Consider the following 19,561-nt stretch of genomic DNA (forward strand, 5'->3'; position numbering starts at 1 on the left):
ACTTATTTTTGGAATGCAATACCCCCAATTTTGGGCGTCATGAATTATTGAGGTTATGTCATAAAAAAAAAGAAGAATTGCTATATTAGAGCGCATTGGACAAAAAGCTCAATTATCAGTTAAATCCGGATGGTTATGAATACAAGATTGAAGAGCGGGATCAGCAAATTTTTTAATACAGCACTGTTTTGTCTTCTGCTTCTTGCCGGAACCGGAGGAGATGCGTTTGCTGTCGCTCCTGTTGCGGCTCTTAATACCCCGGCACCAGCATTTTCAGCAGTTACGCTTGATGGCAAGGCGATTGGATCAGCGCAACTGGCAGGCAAGGCCTATATTGTGAATTTTTTTGCATCGTGGTGCCCCCCATGCAGAGCAGAGATTCCCGATATGGTTGCCCTGCAGAATCAATACAGTCGTAATGGATTTACTTTTATTGGTATCGCAGTCAATGAAACCTCCCCGACCATCAAGTCATTCATAACAGGGAACAGGATCAGTTACCCTGTTGTCATGTCTGATGACCAGCTTCTTGGCTCGTTTGGCAGATTTGTTCCGGATGGCCAGATCAAGGCTATTCCGACCTCCTTTGTTGTGAACGCATCAGGACGGGTGACCCAGGTCATTACCGGGGGTAAAAGTAAAGCGGAATTTGAGCAGATCATTCTTGCTGCACTCAAAAAGCCCGTAAAAGTAAAATAATACCTGACTTTATGAACAAGGGTTTTGGTGTCCGGCTCTCTCTCTATCCGGACATATTCAGTTTCTCCTCTCCACGTCCGCATTCAGTGTTGAATGCGGACGTCTTTTTTTATAACGATTAGTCTCCAAAAGAAAACAAACAATGACTTTTATGCAGATCAATGCTCCGGACTATGTGAAAAACAAAAAACTGCTCCAGTGGGTTAAGGAAACCGCTGAACTGTGCCGTCCGGGTGCCATATCCTGGTGTGATGGCTCCCAGGAAGAGTATGACCGCCTCTGTACACAGATGGTTGAGAGCGGCACCTTTATCAAGCTCTCAGAAGAGAAGCGTCCGAACAGTTATCTCTGTCGTTCAGATCCGAGCGATGTCGCCAGAGTTGAGGACAGGACCTATATATGCAGCATTCGCCGACAGGACGCAGGCCCAACCAACAACTGGGTTGCGCCAAAAGAGATGAAGGCGACTCTCAACGGGCTTTTCAGCGGCTGCATGACCGGCAGGACCATGTATGTCATTCCTTTCAGCATGGGACCGCTCGGATCACCTATTGCCCATATCGGCGTTGAAATATCCGACTCCCCCTATGTGGTCACCAATATGCGCATCATGACGCGTATGGGCCGCCAGGTTATGGATCTTCTTGATGAGCACAGTGACTTTGTTCCCTGTCTTCACTCCGTCGGAGCTCCGCTTCAGCCGGGAGTGAAGGATGTTGCCTGGCCATGCAGTGACACCAAATATATTGTCCATTTCCCTGAAGAGCGCTCTATTGTCTCTTTCGGCAGTGGCTATGGCGGCAATGCCCTTCTCGGTAAAAAATGTTTCGCACTTCGTATCGCATCCTCAATGGCTCGTGATGAAGGGTGGCTTGCCGAACACATGCTTATTCTGGGTGTTGAATCTCCGGAAGGCGAAAAAACCTATGTCGGCGGAGCCTTCCCGAGTGCATGCGGAAAGACCAACTTTGCCATGCTTATTCCTCCGGAATCGTTCAAAGGGTGGAAAGTGACTACTGTTGGTGACGATATTGCATGGATCAAGCCCGGTCCGGATGGCCGCCTCTATGCCATCAACCCGGAATACGGATTTTTCGGCGTAGCTCCCGGTACTTCGGAGAAATCAAATCCGAACGCCATGGCCACGCTGTCTAAGAACTGTATTTTTACCAATGTAGCCATGACTCCCGATGGAGATGTCTGGTGGGAGGGCATGACCGACACTCCTCCTGCAGAGCTTATTGACTGGCAGGGAAAAGCCTGGACTCCCGACTGCGGAAGGCTCTCGTCACATCCGAATGCACGGTTTACCTCTCCGGCAAGTCAGTGCCCTTCCCTTGATCCCGATTGGGAAAATCCGAAAGGTGTGCTTATCAGTGCCTTTATTTTCGGTGGACGACGGGGCGATACCGTTCCTCTTGTTTACCAGTCAGCAAACTGGAATTTCGGTGTCTACCTTGCAGCAACGATGGGTTCGGAAAAAACTGCTGCTGCGGCAGGTACGGTCGGCGATGTGCGTCGCGACCCCTACGCCATGATTCCTTTCTGCGGTTACCATATGGGCGACTACTTCAACCATTGGCTGCATGTAGGCCGAACACTCACCGAGCTGCCGAGAATTTTCGGTGTCAACTGGTTCCGCAAGGACGAAAACGGCAAATTCCTCTGGCCCGGTTTTGGTGAAAACATGCGGGTACTGAAGTGGATTGTTGATCGTGTGCACGGTGATGTTGCTGCCGTTGAAAGTCCGCTGGGATGGATGCCGAAGTACGATATGATTGACTGGACAGGTCTTGAGGATATGACGGAAGAGAAGTTCATCAAGCTGATGTCGGTAGACCGTGAAGCATGGAAGACCGAGCTCCTTTCCCATGAGCAGCTTTTTGAAATGATCTACGACCGTTTGCCAAAAGAGTTTCCTCACATCCGTGAGCTGATGCTCTCAACGCTCTGGCTCTCTCCAAGGCATTGGTCGCTGGCGCCGGAAATCTATGAGGCGGAATAACTTCCGGAGAGGATTCCTTGATCGATTAACGCAAAAAGGCGCCGGAACCGGCGCCTTTTTGCGTTTTTAAAAAAAGGCGAATCACTCCTCGTCAAGGGTGAAGCCGATTTTTACGGTAACCTGCCAGTAGGCGACCTGCTGGTCAGAGATATGGCAACGGGTTTCAAGAACCTCAACCCAGCGGATGTTTCTGATGGTCTCGGCTGCTTTTGCAACTGCATTTTTTACTGCCTCTTCAATGCTTGTCGTTGAAGAGCCGACAAGTTCAATTTTCTTATAGATGTGATCACTCATGGTGTGTAATGGTTTTAGTCCTTGAAAAAAAATCTGTTACTGATCCGGCTGAAATTTATACCTATTCAGCACTCATATTAGCAAATCAGGCGAAATCTGCAAAACCATCCTCATTCTGGTGAAGACGAAACCTCTTTATCCTGTTCGGTCGTTAGTCTGTTGATCATGGTTTCGGCAGAAAGGGAGTTGCGTGCATAGATTATCTCCATCGTCTTTACAAGGTTTTTTGAAGATCGCCAGTATTGAATTGAACCGAGGCGCTTTATCATTGTTGCTTCTACTCTTGGCGAAGAAAAGAGCATCGAAGGCTCTGGCAGGGTTGTATATTCCCAGAAGTCGCCATGTTCCGTTGGAAGTGGTTCCGGCAGAACAGCGCTCTCTTCACCACCTTCCACTGGATGCTGATATCCTGTCTGCTTGAGAAGCTGATCCCTCTCTATTCCCCGTAATGTCAGCAGCAGAAAGGGGTCACTGTCAAAAGCCTCTGCCATAAGGTAAAAAACAGCCGCGATATGCTTGCAGGGGTTTGAGTAATCAGGGCATGAACATTTGGAGCGCAGATCGTTAAATTTATATGGAAACAGAGGCGCCCCTGCTGTTTTCAGTGTGCGATCAAGGTTTTCCGGCATCTGCCCACTGATGAGTTGTGCAATGTAGATTGGTTTTGATGCGAGTTTTTCAGCAACAAGCTTTTTCTCACTTTTTGACCAGGGTGTCAGTATGATTGAAACTTTGTAGGGATTGGCTCTTGAGCCCTGAACTTTAGCTGAGACACCGTTGTCGGCAGATATGACAAGGTCGGTTACCTGGCCACTTCGGGCATAAGTTTTTCCACGGGTAAGCCTTGTGTTGGAATGAAATTTTTCAAGGGAAGTTAGCCACTGTTTTCCCCACCAGGTTTTGCCAAATGCGCCGCGTTTGTTCTGTGCCTTTATGCCGCCGGTAACTGCTTTCGGGGCGGCTGGAATATATCGCATAAACCATTCGTAAGCCATCTGTCATTATTCTCCTGTTGCGTCCTGACTCAGCATAATCAGTTTGCGCAGATCATTGTTTGAAAGTTCGGTCAGCCACTGCTCCCCTGCACCGAGAACCTGGCCTGCAACGGTTGTTTTTTTCTCAATCATCTCATCAATGCGCTCTTCAAGTGTGCCCGATGTGATGAATTTATGCACCTCAACGTTTTTATTCTGCCCGATACGGAATGCCCTGTCAGTTGCCTGGTTCTCTACTGCAGGGTTCCACCACCGGTCATAATGCATGACGTGGTTGGCTCCTGTCAGATTCAGACCTGTTCCGCCAGCTTTCAGTGAAAGTATAAAGATTGATGATGAATTGCCTGTCTGCTGAAAGGTTTCAACCATTGCATCCCGCTTTTTTTTGCTGATGCCACCATGCAAAAAAAGCACCTCTTCGCCGAAGAGATCCTGAATGTAGCCCTGAAGCATGTTTCCCATTTGGGTAAACTGGGTAAAGATCAGTGTTTTTTCCTCAGCTTCGCGAATCTCTGTAAGCAGTTCTGTAAGGCGCTCTATTTTTCCTGAGCGTTTGTTTATGGGTGAGTTATCTCCAAGGAGCTGTGCCGGGTGGTTGCAGACCTGCTTGAGTTTCAAAAGCAGTGCAAATACCAGCCCGCGCCGGTCAATGCCTTCCGCACTCTCAATTTTTCCCTGAAAGTCATCTACGACAGCCTTATAGAGTGATGCCTGCTCTTTGGTAAGCGTGCAATACTCTTTCATTTCAATTTTGTCCGGCAGGTCAGAAATAATCGATTTGTCGGTTTTCATTCGGCGTAAAATAAATGGGCCGGTCAGAGATTTCAGACGGGTCGATGCCTCTGTGTCGCCATACCACTGAATTGGCGTGTAAAAGTTCTGCTTGAAATAGTGCTGTGTGCCGAGAAGCCCAGGATTGAGAAAATCCATTACAGCCCAGAGGTCGCCGACATGGTTTTCGACCGGAGTTCCCGTAAGGGCAATACGATAATCCGCGTGAAGTGCCCTTGCGGCTTTGGATTGTTTGGTTTCAGGGTTCTTGATGTTCTGGGCTTCATCGAGAATAATACCTGACCATGAGATTTTTGAAAAAAGTGCAATGTCGCGCTGCAACAGTCCGTAGCTTGATATGACAATGGCGGAGGTGTTCGTTGCCTTGCGAAAATCTGTAATTTTCATTCGGTCAATTCCGTGATGTACCAGAATTGAGAGCTCAGTGGTGAATTTTTGTGCCTCTTTTCGCCAGTTGTTGATTACTGAGGTCGGGCAAATCAGGAGCACCGCCCTTTTTTCACCCATCTCCCGCTCTCGCTGAACCAGTGCAAGTGTCTGGATGGTTTTGCCGAGACCCATATCGTCCGCAAGGCAGGCGCCCAATCCCCATTTGCGCAGAAATGAGAGCCATGAAAAGCCGCGCTCCTGATAGGGGCGAAGTGTTCCTGTAAAGTGTTCTGATGCAGTGAGCAGCTCAAACTGAGCTTGGCCCGACAGTTTTTCGAGCAGTTCCTGTAGCCACCCGTCAAATTCAACGGAGCGAATCAGGATGTTCTCCTCTTTTTTTTGGGCGCCAAGCGCTGTTGAGAGCATCTCTCTGGCTGAAAGCTCTCCTGTCGGATGGGTTTCAAGAAAACGCAGAGCATTCGAAAGCTCCTTGCTATCAATTTGTGTCCACTCTCCGCGTACTCTCACCAGAGGAGCTTTCAACTTTGCCAATGTTTTCAGCTCCTCCAGATCAAGCTCTTCGTTGCCGAGAGCTGCGGCATAATCGCATGAAATCATGCTGTCAAGCGTAAGGCCGGAGCCGCTTGATTTCATGGCGGGCAGTTTGGCTTTTGTTTTGATCCCGATTCGGTTAACCCCTCTCTGACCAATCCACCAGGAAGGCAGCATGACCACAAACCCTGCGTTGCGCAACAGTTCAGCATACTCAAGCAAAAACCGGTAAGCACCAACGGTATCAAGGTCAAAGCCGCTCGGATTTTTCCTTTTCAGGCTTTTGGTGACTGCCGGGTAAAGGCCTGACGCCTCTCCCAGAGCCGTAAGCATAAACTCGGAGCACTCTCGGGTGAGCGATTTAGCATGTTGAGATGCTGTGCTTTCCGGTTTCCAGAGATCTTTGGCCTCAAGAATCAGGCTTGGGTCGGTTTTCGATTGCAGCAGGTAAGCCACATGCCAGCGTTCCTGTTTCGCGCCTTTCAGGGGTGGCTCTGTAAGCTGAAAGCAGAACTTGAATGGTGACCGGTTGTGGATATCAAGCGGGCGACGCCAGGCGCTGAGCTGGCGGGCAAACTCCTCAATCTCTGGTTCTCGATCCCATGCTATTTTTGGAGGATTGTTGCTCAATGCGTAAATCCATGCGTCATGGATGCTCTCAAAAGTAAAGCCTTTGATTACTTCAGATTTCTCTGCGGGACGCAGGAAAGCATTGAGTGTAAAAGCAAGAAGCTGTTTAAGAGCCAGTTGTTTTGGCAGTTCCGGTGGGGCTTGCGTTACGGTTTTACCAAGAGTGCGGCATACCGCAGGTATGGTTTCTGCAAGTTTTTCAATCGCCAGAAATGTTGTGCTGTCGGGCACAGGCAGCCATGTTGCCTCCCAACATGAAGCGGTTCTGATGATTGAGGGTAGAATCGATTGGCTACGGATAAGGTTCAGTGCAATTTTTACAACCTGCCGCATCCAGATAACAGAACTCCCGAAGATGATGCCACTTCCGGGAACGTTTCCCTTTTCGGAGAGGAGGGTCAGCTCAAAAAGCGAATTGGCGTTAAGGCGAAGTGCGGTAATCGGGAATTGATAAAGATTTTCCTTTTCGATGGTATCGCTTTTATGACCGACAAGCGGAGATGACGGGATAGCTGTTTCTCCGTTGCTCGGCAGCCAGACAGAATACTCTTTGGTTGTGTTGCCGCGCAGGCTGAACATGCCTATACCCGCCATTGCCAGCCGCAACTCTTTCAGCATACCGATCTTTTTTCCCTCACTCCAGAGGATTGGAACTCCCTCTCTCAGAGAAATATGCAGGGCAATCATGGTCATGGTTTTTCGAGTGGCAACGGTTTCGGTTCCGTCATCAGTTTATGGTTACGGGATGAAAAAAGTGTTATCAGTCGAGTTATTCATGACAGAAACTGCTGACAAGGGCGTAAAATAAACAATGGCCAGCTTAAATTCCTGCTTTTGCGGAATTCCGTGTAGTTTCTATCGTCATAAAAAGGGGGATGTAGAGCGTGCGGTTCGTGCCGCCCGAAACACTCCGTCATTTCAGGGGAATGTTTCGGGCAATCGGAGGGAGGCTCACATGCCGAGGGAGTGCATGAGGAGCGGTACGGCACAGAGGCCGATGGCCACGTTTGTTGCTCCGCAGATTTTGGTGATGATGGCGTTCTGCCTGTACCAGGCAAACGGGAGCAGAATCGTCAGCACATTAATAAGCAGCAGCACGGTGGCCAGTGGCCAGATTTTGCCGAGCAGGACGGCTTTGTAGCTGAAGAGTGTCGTAATGAAAAAGATCCCGAGAAACAGGTGCGCATAGACCTTTTTGTCGCCGGGATTGTAGAAATGCATGGCGACAACAACCCAGAAAAGCCCGTAGGTGGCAAAGATGGTACCCAGATAGATTCTCAGGTCAGCAGGCAACCCCATGTCGAAGAGAAACATGCACAGGGCAGTGAAAATCTGTGCGACCCCTCCGAACCAGAGGGCGACATGTCCAAGATTCCGCCCCAGCTTTGCATGATCGGTCTCCTTGTCCAGTCCGAACCCCAACTGTTCGAGACCGAACACCCAGACGGTGACGATGAGCCCGAACAGACCGATAGCTTCCGGATTTACTGCATTCATCGGAAGAACTCCTTGCTTTTTGTTGTTGATGAAGTTTACATTCAAGCTCCTTCAGGCGAATTCAGCCTGCATGAGCTGGCTGAATGTACGGCTTATTTATATCAATGAGTGGCACCTTTTCCTCCCTTTTTGTATCTGTAACCATCTCTGTATTCCAGGCGAAAAACAAAGGAGTTTTGTGCGCTATTATGTTGCAAATCCTGGGGTGGTATGGTTTGATCTGCCGCGAGGACGATGATTGTGTGCTTATGAAGATGCGCATAACTCCATGCGGGAATTCCCGCTTGATTTTAATACCTTGGAGCTGTCAGAAGAAGAATAACTGAAGACGACCTGCTGTAATGACGCTGCCTGCTGAAGACGCAACATCAAAAAATACGACACGTTCCGGGCTTCAAAGAGAGCGTTCACTATCGGGACGCCTCCTGATGGCGTTTCCGGCGTTTCAGAGTCCTGATTTCTGCCGCTACTTTCCCGGACAGATAATCTCCATGATCGGCACCTGGATCCAGATGGTGGCCCAGGGGTGGCTGGTGCTTGAAATTACCGGCTCAGCGTTTGACGTGGGTCTTGCAGCCGCAGCCTCAACCCTGCCTACTCTTTTTCTCTCCCTCTTCGGCGGCGTGCTTGTTGATCGCTATCCGCGCAGAACCATTCTGCTCTGGACGCAGTCATCGGCTATGCTGCTGGCTTTTGTACTTGGATATTTTGCCTTGACCGGCACCGTCACCATCGGCATCATCCTTCTGCTCTCTTTTCTGCTCGGATGTGTCAATGCCCTGAATGTTCCGGCTCTCCAGGCTTTTCTGAGTGAAATTGTGGAGCGGGAGCATCTTGCGTCGGCCATTGCGATGAATTCGGCGATCTACAACGGTTCGCGGGTGATTGGTCCGGCTATTGCGGGTTTTCTGATATCGGCAACCGGAACGGGCGGCGCCTTTCTGCTTAATGGTGTGAGCTTTCTTGCGGTTATTCTCTCACTCATCTCCATGAAAGCATCGCCTAAAAAGGGAGGCGCGACCATTTCAGGCAATCCTGTGCTGGCGATCAGGGAGGGGCTGAGCTACTCCTGGCAGCATCCGGTGATCCGCACCGCTATTTTATTTATTGCCGTAATCGCCATTTTTGCATGGTCCTATGTTACCATGCTTCCGGTTATTGCCAAACAAACATTCGGCATGGGAGCAACAGGTCTTGGCTATCTCTACGGGGTGTCTGGTCTTGGATCGGTTATCGGGACCGTGCTTGTCTCCATCTTCTCCGGAAGAGTTGACCGGCTTGTTTTCATTGCCGGTGGAACCATTCTGTTCGCTCTGGCACTAATCGGGTTTACCTTCTCTGTTTCACTGCCGGTGGCGCTTTTTTTCCTTTTCCTTGGCGGGTTCGGTCTTGTGGCAGCCGTATCCACCCTGAGCGCTACCATCCAGGGCACGGTTGATGACCGTTTTCGTGGCCGGGTGATGAGCCTCTACATGATGGTCTTCATGGGGTTTATGCCGATCGGCAACCTGGAGATCGGCTATCTCTCGGAACACTTCGGTACCGGGATTGCCATCCGGGCAGGGTGCATGGTAACCATTCTTGCTGCGATAGTTCTCATCTACACCAACCGCAGTGTCCGCAACGCTTACAGCCGTTACAACTCATCGGAAGGGGCGCAGTAATAACGGACCCTTCATATTCAGTGGGCGGAGGAGAGGTCTGCTTTTTCGCTTTTGTTGATTTTAATGAAAAAAAGCAGCGGCAGTGCAAGCGCAAAGAGCAGGGCGATCAGCATGAATGCATCCATATAGGCGAGATGGTGGCTTTGTATGGTAACCGTGCCTTCAAGAGCCTTCAGGGCTACAAGCTCCGATTCGGAGGGTGAAACACCGGCCCTCATGGTTGCGGCCTGCTTAATGGCATCAATTCTTGCCACTGCGGCTGGATCGTAGGGGGAGAGATGGCTCAGCAGTTCTACCCGGTGAGCGGCAACCCGTTTGGCGATATAGGTGTTGGTGATGGCGATGCCGAACGAGCCGCCAAGCTGACGCACCATGTTGTTGAGCCCGGTTGCTTGGCCGATGTCTTTGCCGTGCAGCCCTGCCACCGCGAGCATGGTGACCGGAATAAAGATGAAGCCAAGGGCTACACCACGCAGGAGCAGTACCCAGAAGAAGTTTTCAGAGCCCGACTGCATGGTCTGCTGGCCGAGGTTCCAGCAGAAAAAGACAAATGCGCTCATCCCGAAACTCATAAGCAGTTTTGGTGATGCACCCCTCTGAAGGGCGATGCCGAGCGGGAGTGCGATAATTCCCGTTACCAGGGCGCTTGGAAAGAGCACTGTTCCAGTCAGCAGTGCGGTGAAACCAAGCAGGCGCTGCACAAAGACGGGAAAGACAAAGAGTGATCCGTAGAGGCCGTATCCGACGACAAAGGTGAGCACAGCAGCAATAGCAAGGTTGTTGCTTCGGGCAAGCACTCGCAGGTCAACGGCGGGCTCTTCGGTGTGCAGTTCCCACCAGATAAAAGCAAGCAGCGCAACCACGGCGATAATGGTAAACAAGGTGATATAGGGGGTTTCAAACCAGTCTTTTGATTCTCCCCGTTCAAGAATAAACTGCAACGAGCCGATACCGACAGCGAGAAATCCGATTCCGGTCCAGTCGATATTTGAGACGGTATGCTTGACCTTCGGTTCCTTCAGGAAGATGTAGGATGACCATGCTGCCAGCAGTCCGACCGGAATGTTGACAAAAAAGCACCACTCCCACGTCATATAGTCAACCAGAAAACCGCCAAGCAGAGGGCCGAAAGTTGGGCCGAGAACCAGTCCCATCGAAAAAATACCGGTTGCTTTGCCCCTCTCTTCCGGGCGGTAGGTTTCGTAGAGTATTGCCTGGGAAGTCGGAAGGAGCGCCCCTCCTCCGAGTCCCTGCAGAAAGCGGAAAAAGACCAGAGCCCAGATGTTTGGCGCCATGCCGCAAAGCAGCGAAGCTGCCGTAAAAAGCAGTATGGAACCGATATAGTAGTTTCGCCGTCCGAGAAGGTTTCCCAAAAAGCCTGAAAGAGGAATGACGATAACATTGGCGATAGCATAGCTGGTGACCACCCAGGCAACATCCTCGATGCTTGCACCAAGGTTGCCGCTAATCTGCGTAAGCGCTACGTTGACAATGGTTGTGTCGATCAGTTCAAGCATCGCTGCAACGATAACCGTCAGCGTTATAATGACTTTCTTTAACCCGGTTTCATAGGCATGAGCCGGATTCTGCAGTATTGGGGCAATGGAGGTCATTTTACCTTCACCTCAACCACCACGTTCATCCCAGCTGCCAGCTTCTGCGCTTTGTCCGGGGTTTCGGTAAAAACAATTTTCACAGGAACCCGCTGGGCTACCTTGATGAAGTTTCCGCTTGCATTGTCGGGCGGCAGCAGAGAGAACTTTGCTCCGGTACCCGATGAGATGGACTCAATTTTGCCTTTGAACTTACTGTCTGGATAAGCATCAACATGGATGATGACCGGAAGTCCGGGAGTGATTTTTTGAAGCTGAGTCTCCTTGAAATTTGCCACAACCCATAATTTATTGCTTCCCACAATTGCTATGAGCTGCTGTCCTGGGGCTACGTACTGCCCCGGTTGAACACTTTTTCTTGATATATGCCCTGAAGCCGGAGCGGTTATGGTGGTGTAGGACAACTGGAGTTCGGCATTGCGCAGTTCCGCCTCACGCATTTTAACCTGTGCTGCGGCGGCACCACGCTGGCTTGTCGCTGAAGCATACTGGGCTTTCGCTGCGTCAGCACCGGCACGGACCGCATCGAATTCCGCCTGTGATACAACGTCCTGCCGCCGAAGGTTGTTGTTGCGCCCGAGATCGGCATTGAGCTTGCGCTCGGTTGCTGCAGCGGCATTTGCATTTGCTTCTGCTGCCAAAACGGAGGCGCGGGCACTCTGCAGCGCAGCCGATGCAATGTCTCGGCGCACTTCATAATCCGCAGCTTCAAGCCGGATCACTGTTTCCCCTTGTTTTACTATCCGGTTATCATCTACGAGAACATCCTGAACCTTTCCCGGAATGCGCGATATGACCGGATAGAGATCGCCCTCAATCTGGGCGTTATCCGTTTCAACATAGAGGAACGAGTGGTAGAGTCGGGCGCCGCCCCAGATCACTCCCGCAGCAAGCAGAACTACGACAATAATGATCCGCATCGGGTTTGATGCCTTTAACGTGCTGTTTTTTTCGGCAGGAGTGTTCTCTGGCATTGTTTTCGGTTCAGGTTGTTCCATGGTTTTTTGGGTTATTGTCGGGTGTTTTGAGTACCATAACCGGGCAGTGCGCATGACGCATGACCGTTTCCGCAGTGCTTCCCACAAGAAGGCGGGTAATGGATGTAGTTCCGTGCGAGCCGAGCAGAATCATATCCGCCTGCTGCTCGGCTGAATAGTCGAGAATGCAGGATGCCGGCTCCCCGTGCTGCAGGGCAAAGCGGCAGTCCGAACTGTGCTGCTCAAGGATATCGCTGTAGCGCGAAAATTCATGCAGGTGCATGCCGTGCAGACCCTTCTTTTTATCCTCTTCAGCTGCGACATGCAGTACAATGAGCTCCCTGCCTGCGCTGTGCATCTCTGCAGCATAGCGAACTACAGCGTCGGAAACAGCGGAAAAATCCACGGCACAGATGATTTTTTTGAGTGTGGATGCCATCTTACCAGAAAACCTCCCCGGTTGCCCGTTTCAGTGTGTAGCTGTTCATGATATACTCATAGGTGGCGTTCAGTCTGGCAAGTTCCGCCTGGGAAAGTGAAGCTTCCGTGTCGAGAAGGTCAAGCGTGGTTGCCATACCGTTTTCGAATCGTGCCCGGGCATGTTCGGCAGCGAGTTTCGCCTGATTTACCTGGGCATCGGTAGTCAGGAGCTTTTTCGATGAGGTCTGAACTCCGTCAAGCATCTCTTCGACTTCGTTTTTTACCTGCTGCTCGGTATCAAGCCTGCGCAACGTGGCGGCATGCATGAGCGCCGTGGCCTCCTGTCGTTCAGCACTGTTACGGAAGCCTGAAAAGATGGGGATTTCAAGATGAAGCCCGGCGGCAATGTTATTACGCATCGCCTCAATATCGGGCTGGTAGCCATTGCTCCTGCCGTAGGAGGCACTTCCGGTAATGACCGGCATCCCCTCTTTTATGGCGATGGATCGCTTTTGGCCGGCACTTTTTTCGTTTTCAATTGACAGTTTCACCTCCAGCCGCTGCTGTAACGCCTGAGCCACCAATCCGGTTTCTTTTGCTGCGGATGGCGTGACGGAAAATGAGCCATTGAGGGTTAACGGTCCGTTATCAGCGATGCCCGTCAGGCGCCGAAGGGCCAGTTCGTTCCGGCGCAGGGCATGTGCCAGATCAAGCGCTCTGCTCCGGGCGGCAGCGATACGCACTTCGGTGGAGAGGAGATCAAACCGGGTTGCTGATCCTGCCTGGTATCGTTTTGTCGAGAAGTCGAGAGCCTTGTTCAGCGCAGCAATCTCCTTCTGTTCTACCCTTATACTTTCGTGAAGCAACAGATTTCCGTAAAAGAGCTGGATACTCTGCCAGGAGAGCTCCCTGCGGGAAATTTCGAGTGCGTGTTCGGCCGATCTTTTCCCTGAGAGTGCAAGCTCGACACCGTTTCCCCGTTTTCCGAAATCAAATATTGTGGCCCTTGCGGTGACTTTGGCGTCGTAGTTGTTGTTGGGCATGAATTTGATCGGAGCGCTGCCGCCAAAACTCATTTCCGAGACCGGATCAATATAGGTGTACCCTGCACTTGCCGTTATCTGAGGGAACCAGGTGCTTCTGCTTTTGGTAACCCGGGCATCGGCGGCAGTGATCTCTTCGGCGGCGGCTTTCAGGGCCGGGTGGTTTTCACGAACAAGTCCGATTGTTTTTTCAAGTGTCAGTACCCCTTCGGGGGATTCTCCTCCGAGAGCACTCCGGCATGGCATTGCAAGTATCATTGCTGCGCCTGTCCAAACGGCAACTCTTGTCAGTATTCTCTTCATTATTTCCCGGTGATTTCGGGCCGCGCTATAAATGTATTCTCCCGACACATTCGGGACTCAAACCGTGCACAACAATGTATAGTGGAGCCCTTTATTCTTTTACCCAAGGTGTTCTTTCCTGTTATTACTTATTAAGGCAATTCGTATGCCAGAAGGAAAAGGGAGGTAAAAGAGAGTTAACATGTTATTGATAAAGGATTTAGTTTCTTTTCTCTTTTTGTTTGTTCTGAAATAATAAGAATATTCTCTATTTTGTATTCCTATTATTCAGGAATATCATCTTTCTTGAGATCCTATGAGTATCTCTTCATCCCATGAGGCACATATGCTTATGCAGTATATAAGCGATGCCGTCGGTTCCATTCGCGATCCCCAGGAGCTGTTCCGGACAGTTACAGACAAACTCCGTCTGGTATTTGAGTTTGATTCCGTCGTTATTATCACCTTTGACAAGGATCGGCGCTACAGCAGTGTTTTTTTTGAAATGCTTCGCTTTCAGCTTCCTGATGGTGTCGAGCGTAAAAAGCGGCCGATAGCCGGCTCCTGGATTGAACCCCATCTGGGAGATGTGACGGTATCCGTGCTGAATATCGGAGAGTCGATCGGCAGTTTTCCTGCGGATTTTCCTGTTCCCCAGGTGCTCTATGAACTCGGTATGCGCCAGGTTGTACTTGCTCCGCTGCGAACCGGCGGAAAGGTTATCGGCTTTCTCTGTTTTGTTTCCAAGGATGACAAAAAAAAGTGGCTGGAGAGCGAGAAGGGGCTTCTTGTAACCCTTTCTTCCCCGATAGCGGTTGCCGTCAGCAATGCGCTGGCCTACGAAGAGCTCCGGCAGCGCGAAGCGCAGACCGCCATGCAGCTTGCCGTCAACAATGCCCTGCTTACCATCAAGGATCGCAACCGGATGCTGCTTTCAGTCTGCGAGCAGATCGACAAGCTCATGTCCTGCACCTTTCTTGGCATAAGGGTTATGGGTGAGGATGGCTTTTTTCGTGTTTATGACAATTTTATGCACGAGAACAATAGCGGCTTTTTGCAGGTCACTTCGAATGAGCTGCTTGGGGTTGTCGATTCCGAAGCGATAGCACGGGAGAGTTTTTCGCTTATCACTACTCCCGGATGCTATAGCGGGGAAAGTTTTCTTCAACTCTGTTCTTCATACCGTATTCTTGCGCTTGTCCGTGAAAAATTCGGCATCTGCTCCCTGCTTACCGTTCCGCTCTGGGATATGCCGGGAAGCCGGGCAGGATTGATTATCTCCGATACCTCACGTGCTTTTGATGAGCAGGATCAGGCAATGGTCCGGTTGATTGTTCCCCAGCTCTCCCTTGCCCTGCAGAACTATCTTGCGTTCGAGGAAATTGATGAGCTCCGCAGGAAGCTTGAGGGGGAGCGGACCTGCCTTCTTGACGAGATCAAGGCGGGGCATAATTTTGAAGAGATTATCGGCAGGAGCGCCTCTCTTGGTGCAGTACTCCGGCGGGTAAGCCAGGTCGCGCCGACTGATGCCACCGTACTTATTCAGGGAGAAACAGGTACCGGCAAGGAGCTGTTTGCCAGGGCATTGCATAATCTCTCCTCCCGAAAGCAGCGCACGCTGATCAAGATCAACTGTGCAGCACTGCCGGCGCCGCTGATTGAATCAGAGCTGTTCGGCCATGAAAAAGGGAGTTTTACCGGTGCTACAGAGCGGCGGATCGGTAAATTCGAACTGGCAGAGGGGGGGACGATTTTTCTTGATGAAATCGGGGAGCTGCCGCTTGAGCTGCAGGCCAAACTGCTTCGTGTGCTTCAGGAGCGTGAGTTTGAGCGTCTTGGCGGAAGGCAGATCATCAAGGTTGATGTGCGTGTTCTTGCCGCTACCAATCGTGATCTCGCAAAAGAGGTCGCCGAGGGGCGCTTTCGCGAGGATCTCTTTTTCCGCCTCAATGTTTTTCCGCTTGTTATTCCTCCACTCAGTGAACGAAGGGATGATATTGCGATGCTTGCTGCCCATTTCGCCGCCAAATATGCAAGGGAGTTCGGCAAACCGCTTCGTCTGTTTAAAGAGAGTGATATGAAGCGTCTTGTTGAGCGGGAGTGGAAGGGCAATATCCGTGAACTGGCTCATCTCATTGAGCAGGCGGTTATCGTTTCTGACGGAGCATCACTGGATTTCTCCTCGATTTTATCTCCGGCGCAGCCTGTCGCGGGGCGACCTTCCGGGGGAGCGGTTAAAACCATGCAGGATTTTGAACTCGATATTGCCGTACTGGAGCGGGAACTGATACTTGACGCCCTTGATCGTTCAAAGGGCAGGGTGAGCGGCATCGGCGGCGCCGCCGAACTGCTTGCAATGCACCCTAAAACGCTCTACTCCCGAATCGACAAGCTCGGTCTCAGGAAACGGTATCAGTAGGGAAACGCTATATACCCTTTTACGTGATTCAATGGAATCGCTTAAGGCCTTTAACAAAGGACTGAAAAGACATCAAGGACATCAAAGACAGAGAGAAAATACGGCACATCGCTCAACTCTCTTTTCCCCCTTTTGTCGACTTGAGTCCACTCTTTTGTCCACCATTTTCGTGTCCACTTCTGTTCACTTTCTTCCACTTTTATCCGCAGATTTGCCGTATGGCGCGGGCGACAATCGGGATCCCTTCGGCAATCTGATCCGGGGTGTTGTTACAGTAGGAGAGCCTCAGCGTATTGTTGCGCACAACCGAAGGCTCCGGGTCAAAGGTGCGGCCTATGACGAACACCGCACCGCCTTCAATGGCAATTTGCAAAATCCGGGAGGCATCACACCCTTGCGGAAGGGTAAGCCAGATATAGAATCCGCCCCTGGGTTCGTTCCACTCTACATAGTCGGGCAGGTGCTCCCGGAGAGCGGCAACCATGGCGGAGGCCCTCCTCTTATACTCCTGGCGGACGCTGGCGATATAGCTGTCAATCTGGCCGGAGCGGATGAAGGTGTCGGCGATCACCTGGGTGAAGCTCGGTGAACAGGCGTCGGCAGACTGCTTGATCAGTTCACATTTATTGTAAATCTCTTCAGGTGCAAGCATCCAGCCGAGTCGAAGTCCCGGCCCGAGAATTTTGGAGAACGATCCGGTGTAGCAGATATCAATTCCGCCGGGATTGATCGACTTCATCGGCTGGAGGCGCAGACGGTCCTCTTCAAAAAAATAGAGATCCCCGAATGCATCATCCTCAATGAGCGGAATCTCCTCTCCCTGGAGTGCAGCAACAAGCGCCTCCTTGCGATTCTGAGTGTAGAGCAGGCCTGCAGGATTGTGGAAATATGGCGTGATGTAGAGAAATTTTGGTTTTACGCTGTGTGCGATTTCCTCTTGCAGCGCCGCTATCGAAATGCCCTCGCGATCAACCGGCAACCCTTTGAGCTCGGCTTCATGGGCTCGGAATGCCGACAGCGCACCGATAAAACAGGGGTTTTCAACCAGCACGGGGTCCCCCGGATCTATAAATGCCTTGGCAAGCAGGTTGAGGGCCTGCTGCGAGCCGGTAGTGATGAGCAGCCGGTTCTCCTTTACCGGCAGCCCCTTCTTTTCAAGAAACCCTCCCAGTGATTCAAGGAGCGTTGGCAGCCCCGGTGTAGGGCCGTATTGAAACGCGGACTGTTTCGTTTTTTCGCTGAGCTTTGAGAAGAGCTCTTCGATCTCTCTGACAGGAAAGAGGTCGTTGCCGGGCATACCGCCGGCAAATGAGATGATGTCCGGTCGAGAGGCGAGCGTCATAAGATCCCTGATCTCGGAAGAGCGGAGTGATGAAACAGCTTTGGAGAATCTTGGCATTATAAATCTTATCGTTTGGGAAACTAATAAAAAACGTCGAGAGCGGTTTGAGTACAAGGCAGTCGGAGCGCAGGAACCGGAGTGTACACGCAAGTACATGAGAATTCCGAGCACCGCCTGACGACGCAATCGAATCGCGCAACAGTTTTTTATTAGTTGCCTGGTTACACCTGATAAACATCCCCTTCCTGCAACAACTCCATCTTATGCTCCACCAGGACATCGATAATTTTTTGGAGTGATTCAGCCCTGATCACAACGGTTGCCTTGCACTCTCCGGAAGCGAAGGCGTACATATAGTCAATGGCAACGTTGTTGCTCGACAGCAGCTCAAGCGCCTTGTGCAGACTGCCGGGACTGTGCGGGATGATCATGCCGATGACATCGGTGATTTTGACGGCAAATCCCTGTTTTCGGAGAATCTCGGCCGCCGGTTCGGGACGCCCGACAATCATGCGAAGAATGCCGTAGTCGGCGGTATCGGCAATACTGAATGCCGAAATGTTGATGTCATTTTCTGCGAGGATGCCGGTCAGTTCGGTCAGCCGTCCGGTCCTGTTTTCAAGAAAGACTGACAGTTGTTTGATGATCATGGCCACTCCTGTTCGTTATTGAAGTTTGCGTTTGTCAACCACCCGCTGCGCTTTGCCCATGCTTCGCTCGATTGTGCCGTGTTCAACCAGGCGGATCGTTGCACTGATGCCGAGTGTGCTTGCTATATTTGCCCTGATCCGCTGGCGGAGAGCTTCAAGCTCCTTCACTTCATCGGAGAAGAACTGCTCATTGATCTCTACCTGAATCTCAACCGTGTCGAGGTTGTTTTCACGGTCTACAACAAGCAGGTAGTGGGGTTTGGTTTCGCTCATCTCAAGCAGCACCGCTTCTACCTGTGACGGGAAGACATTGACCCCGCGGATGATAAGCATGTCGTCGGAGCGTCCGACGCACTTTTCCATTCGAACCAGTGTGCGGCCGCAGTCGCATTTTTCGGCATGCAGCCGGGTAAGGTCGCGGGTGCGGTAGCGGATCAGCGGCATCGCCTCCTTGGTTGCCGGGGTGAAGACCAGTTCACCAAGCTCTCCGTAGGGGAGCACTTCACAGGTATCAGGATTGATGATTTCCGGAATGAAGTGATCTTCAAATACATGCATGCCCTTCTGGCAGTGGCACTCCATCGAGACGCCGGGGCCGATAATTTCACTCAGTCCGTAAATATCATAGGCCTTGATGCCGAGAAGCTGCTCGATTTGTGAGCGCATCCCTTCGGTCCATGGCTCGGCGCCGAAAACTCCGGCTTTGAGCTTGATGTTGCGGCGGTCAATTTTCTCTTCAGCAAGGGCTTCGCCGAGGTATGCGGCGTAGGATGGCGTACAGGCGAGGACCGTAGAGCCGAAGTCTTCCATGAGCTGAAGCTGTTTTTTGGTGTTGCCGCCGGAGATCGGAATGACCGAGGCTCCAACCTTCTCTGCGCCGTAATGCAGGCCGAGTCCACCGGTAAAAAGCCCGTAACCATAGGCAATCTGAATGATGTCGGAGTTGGTTACGCCTGCCATGGTGAGTGAGCGGGCAACCACTTCACTCCACATCTGAATGTCGTTATGGGAGTATCCGACAACGGTTGATTTGCCGGTAGTACCGCTTGATGCGTGCAGCCGGACGATGTCGGTCTGGGGCAGGGTAAAAAGACCGAAGGGGTAGTTGTCACGCAGGTCCTGCTTGGTGGTAAAGGGGAGTTTTTTTAGATCATCAATGGTGTTGATGTCACCGGGTTCGATTCCCGCTTCCTGAAGTTTTTTCCGGTAGAAAGGGACGGTGTCGTAGACCCGTTTAACCATTGATTTCACCCGTTCTCCCTGAAGTTTCAGAAGCGCTTCGCGCTCCATGCACTCATACTGCTTGTTCCAGATCATG

The 19,561-nt window shown here is 51.2% G+C and carries 15 protein-coding genes; 4 read left to right on the plus strand and 11 right to left on the minus strand.

Going from position 1 to position 19,561, the window contains the following annotated elements:
- The first annotated feature begins 135 nt into the window (after positions 1 to 135).
- Together BOO20_RS07680 and BOO20_RS07685 are read left to right on the plus strand one after the other, a co-directional pair.
- On the plus strand, positions 136 to 699 hold the full coding sequence (locus BOO20_RS07680; protein WP_233120921.1) for a TlpA disulfide reductase family protein: 564 nt from the start codon (positions 136 to 138) through the stop codon (positions 697 to 699).
- A gap of 142 nt (positions 700 to 841) precedes the next feature.
- Complete coding sequence (locus tag BOO20_RS07685; RefSeq protein WP_076791826.1) at positions 842 to 2,704, plus strand: phosphoenolpyruvate carboxykinase (GTP); 1,863 nt, start codon at positions 842 to 844, stop codon at positions 2,702 to 2,704.
- An 81-nt stretch (positions 2,705 to 2,785) separates the two neighbouring features.
- Here the strand turns inward: BOO20_RS07685 and BOO20_RS07690 are convergent, their stop codons facing one another.
- From BOO20_RS07690 to BOO20_RS07705, 4 genes are all read right to left on the minus strand, one after another.
- The gene (locus BOO20_RS07690) at positions 2,786 to 2,998 is read right to left on the minus strand and encodes a dodecin (RefSeq protein WP_076791828.1); all 213 of its coding nucleotides are present in this window, start codon (positions 2,996 to 2,998) and stop codon (positions 2,786 to 2,788) included.
- Between the two features lie 110 nt (positions 2,999 to 3,108).
- Positions 3,109 to 3,993 carry an SWIM zinc finger family protein gene (locus tag BOO20_RS07695; protein WP_076791829.1) on the minus strand — a complete coding sequence of 295 codons (885 nt, stop codon included), beginning with the start codon at positions 3,991 to 3,993 and terminating at the stop codon, positions 3,109 to 3,111.
- 6 nt (positions 3,994 to 3,999) lie between these two features.
- Complete coding sequence (locus tag BOO20_RS07700; protein WP_233120922.1) at positions 4,000 to 7,029, minus strand: DEAD/DEAH box helicase; 3,030 nt, start codon at positions 7,027 to 7,029, stop codon at positions 4,000 to 4,002.
- A 258-nt stretch (positions 7,030 to 7,287) separates the two neighbouring features.
- A complete protein-coding gene (locus tag BOO20_RS07705) occupies positions 7,288 to 7,833 on the minus strand; it encodes a hypothetical protein (RefSeq protein ID WP_076791831.1) in 546 nt (181 codons plus the stop codon).
- Between the two features lie 341 nt (positions 7,834 to 8,174).
- Between BOO20_RS07705 and BOO20_RS07715 the strand changes: the two genes are divergently transcribed.
- Positions 8,175 to 9,497, plus strand: a complete 1,323-nt coding sequence (locus tag BOO20_RS07715) for an MFS transporter (RefSeq protein WP_076791832.1) — start codon at positions 8,175 to 8,177, stop codon at positions 9,495 to 9,497.
- 17 nt (positions 9,498 to 9,514) lie between these two features.
- Here BOO20_RS07715 and BOO20_RS07720 read toward each other — a convergent pair whose 3' ends face one another.
- Genes BOO20_RS07720 through BOO20_RS07735 form a run of 4 tightly spaced genes read right to left on the minus strand, consistent with a single transcriptional unit; the run spans position 9,515 to position 13,853 of the window.
- Positions 9,515 to 11,110, minus strand: coding sequence for a DHA2 family efflux MFS transporter permease subunit (locus BOO20_RS07720; RefSeq protein ID WP_076791834.1), 1,596 nt, complete (start codon positions 11,108 to 11,110; stop codon positions 9,515 to 9,517).
- Complete coding sequence (locus tag BOO20_RS07725) at positions 11,107 to 12,108, minus strand: HlyD family secretion protein (protein ID WP_076791835.1); 1,002 nt, start codon at positions 12,106 to 12,108, stop codon at positions 11,107 to 11,109. The genes BOO20_RS07720 and BOO20_RS07725 overlap by 4 nt, the downstream gene beginning before the upstream one ends.
- Entirely contained in the window at positions 12,095 to 12,526 is a 432-nt protein-coding gene (locus tag BOO20_RS07730; protein WP_076791837.1) for a universal stress protein, read from the minus strand. Before BOO20_RS07730 ends, BOO20_RS07725 begins: the two co-directional genes overlap by 14 nt.
- Position 12,527: 1 nt before the next feature.
- Positions 12,528 to 13,853: a TolC family protein gene (locus BOO20_RS07735; protein ID WP_076791838.1), complete on the minus strand. Its 1,326-nt coding sequence runs from the start codon at positions 13,851 to 13,853 to the stop codon at positions 12,528 to 12,530.
- A 295-nt stretch (positions 13,854 to 14,148) separates the two neighbouring features.
- Between BOO20_RS07735 and BOO20_RS07740 the strand changes: the two genes are divergently transcribed.
- A complete protein-coding gene (locus BOO20_RS07740; protein WP_076791840.1) occupies positions 14,149 to 16,251 on the plus strand; it encodes a sigma 54-interacting transcriptional regulator in 2,103 nt (700 codons plus the stop codon).
- A gap of 199 nt (positions 16,252 to 16,450) precedes the next feature.
- Here BOO20_RS07740 and BOO20_RS07745 read toward each other — a convergent pair whose 3' ends face one another.
- The 3 genes from BOO20_RS07745 to BOO20_RS07755 form a co-directional block, all read right to left on the minus strand.
- Positions 16,451 to 17,650: a PLP-dependent aminotransferase family protein gene (locus BOO20_RS07745; protein ID WP_076791841.1), complete on the minus strand. Its 1,200-nt coding sequence runs from the start codon at positions 17,648 to 17,650 to the stop codon at positions 16,451 to 16,453.
- A gap of 164 nt (positions 17,651 to 17,814) precedes the next feature.
- Positions 17,815 to 18,243, minus strand: coding sequence for an ACT domain-containing protein (locus tag BOO20_RS07750; protein WP_076791843.1), 429 nt, complete (start codon positions 18,241 to 18,243; stop codon positions 17,815 to 17,817).
- 15 nt (positions 18,244 to 18,258) lie between these two features.
- Positions 18,259 to 19,560, minus strand: coding sequence for a phenylacetate--CoA ligase (locus BOO20_RS07755; RefSeq protein ID WP_076791900.1), 1,302 nt, complete (start codon positions 19,558 to 19,560; stop codon positions 18,259 to 18,261).
- Between the last annotated feature and the right edge of the window lies 1 nt (position 19,561).

It is taken from the genome of Chlorobium sp. KB01, from assembly GCF_001975465.1.
Taxonomy (GTDB): domain Bacteria; phylum Bacteroidota; class Chlorobiia; order Chlorobiales; family Chlorobiaceae; genus Chlorobium.

Bases quoted from the DNA above. Each gene is read 5' to 3' on its own strand.
- BOO20_RS07680 (WP_233120921.1), top strand. From the start codon at position 136: ATGAATACAAGATTGAAGAGCGGGATCAGCAAATTTTTTAATACAGCA.
- BOO20_RS07685 (WP_076791826.1), top strand. From the start codon at position 842: ATGACTTTTATGCAGATCAATGCTCCGGACTATGTGAAAAACAAAAAA.
- BOO20_RS07690 (WP_076791828.1), bottom strand. From the start codon at position 2,998: ATGAGTGATCACATCTATAAGAAAATTGAACTTGTCGGCTCTTCAACG.
- BOO20_RS07695 (WP_076791829.1), bottom strand. From the start codon at position 3,993: ATGGCTTACGAATGGTTTATGCGATATATTCCAGCCGCCCCGAAAGCA.
- BOO20_RS07700 (WP_233120922.1), bottom strand. From the start codon at position 7,029: ATGACCATGATTGCCCTGCATATTTCTCTGAGAGAGGGAGTTCCAATC.
- BOO20_RS07705 (WP_076791831.1), bottom strand. From the start codon at position 7,833: ATGAATGCAGTAAATCCGGAAGCTATCGGTCTGTTCGGGCTCATCGTC.
- BOO20_RS07715 (WP_076791832.1), top strand. From the start codon at position 8,175: ATGACGCTGCCTGCTGAAGACGCAACATCAAAAAATACGACACGTTCC.
- BOO20_RS07720 (WP_076791834.1), bottom strand. From the start codon at position 11,110: ATGACCTCCATTGCCCCAATACTGCAGAATCCGGCTCATGCCTATGAA.
- BOO20_RS07725 (WP_076791835.1), bottom strand. From the start codon at position 12,108: ATGGAACAACCTGAACCGAAAACAATGCCAGAGAACACTCCTGCCGAA.
- BOO20_RS07730 (WP_076791837.1), bottom strand. From the start codon at position 12,526: ATGGCATCCACACTCAAAAAAATCATCTGTGCCGTGGATTTTTCCGCT.
- BOO20_RS07735 (WP_076791838.1), bottom strand. From the start codon at position 13,853: ATGAAGAGAATACTGACAAGAGTTGCCGTTTGGACAGGCGCAGCAATG.
- BOO20_RS07740 (WP_076791840.1), top strand. From the start codon at position 14,149: ATGAGTATCTCTTCATCCCATGAGGCACATATGCTTATGCAGTATATA.
- BOO20_RS07745 (WP_076791841.1), bottom strand. From the start codon at position 17,650: ATGCCAAGATTCTCCAAAGCTGTTTCATCACTCCGCTCTTCCGAGATC.
- BOO20_RS07750 (WP_076791843.1), bottom strand. From the start codon at position 18,243: ATGATCATCAAACAACTGTCAGTCTTTCTTGAAAACAGGACCGGACGG.
- BOO20_RS07755 (WP_076791900.1), bottom strand. From the start codon at position 19,560: ATGATCTGGAACAAGCAGTATGAGTGCATGGAGCGCGAAGCGCTTCTG.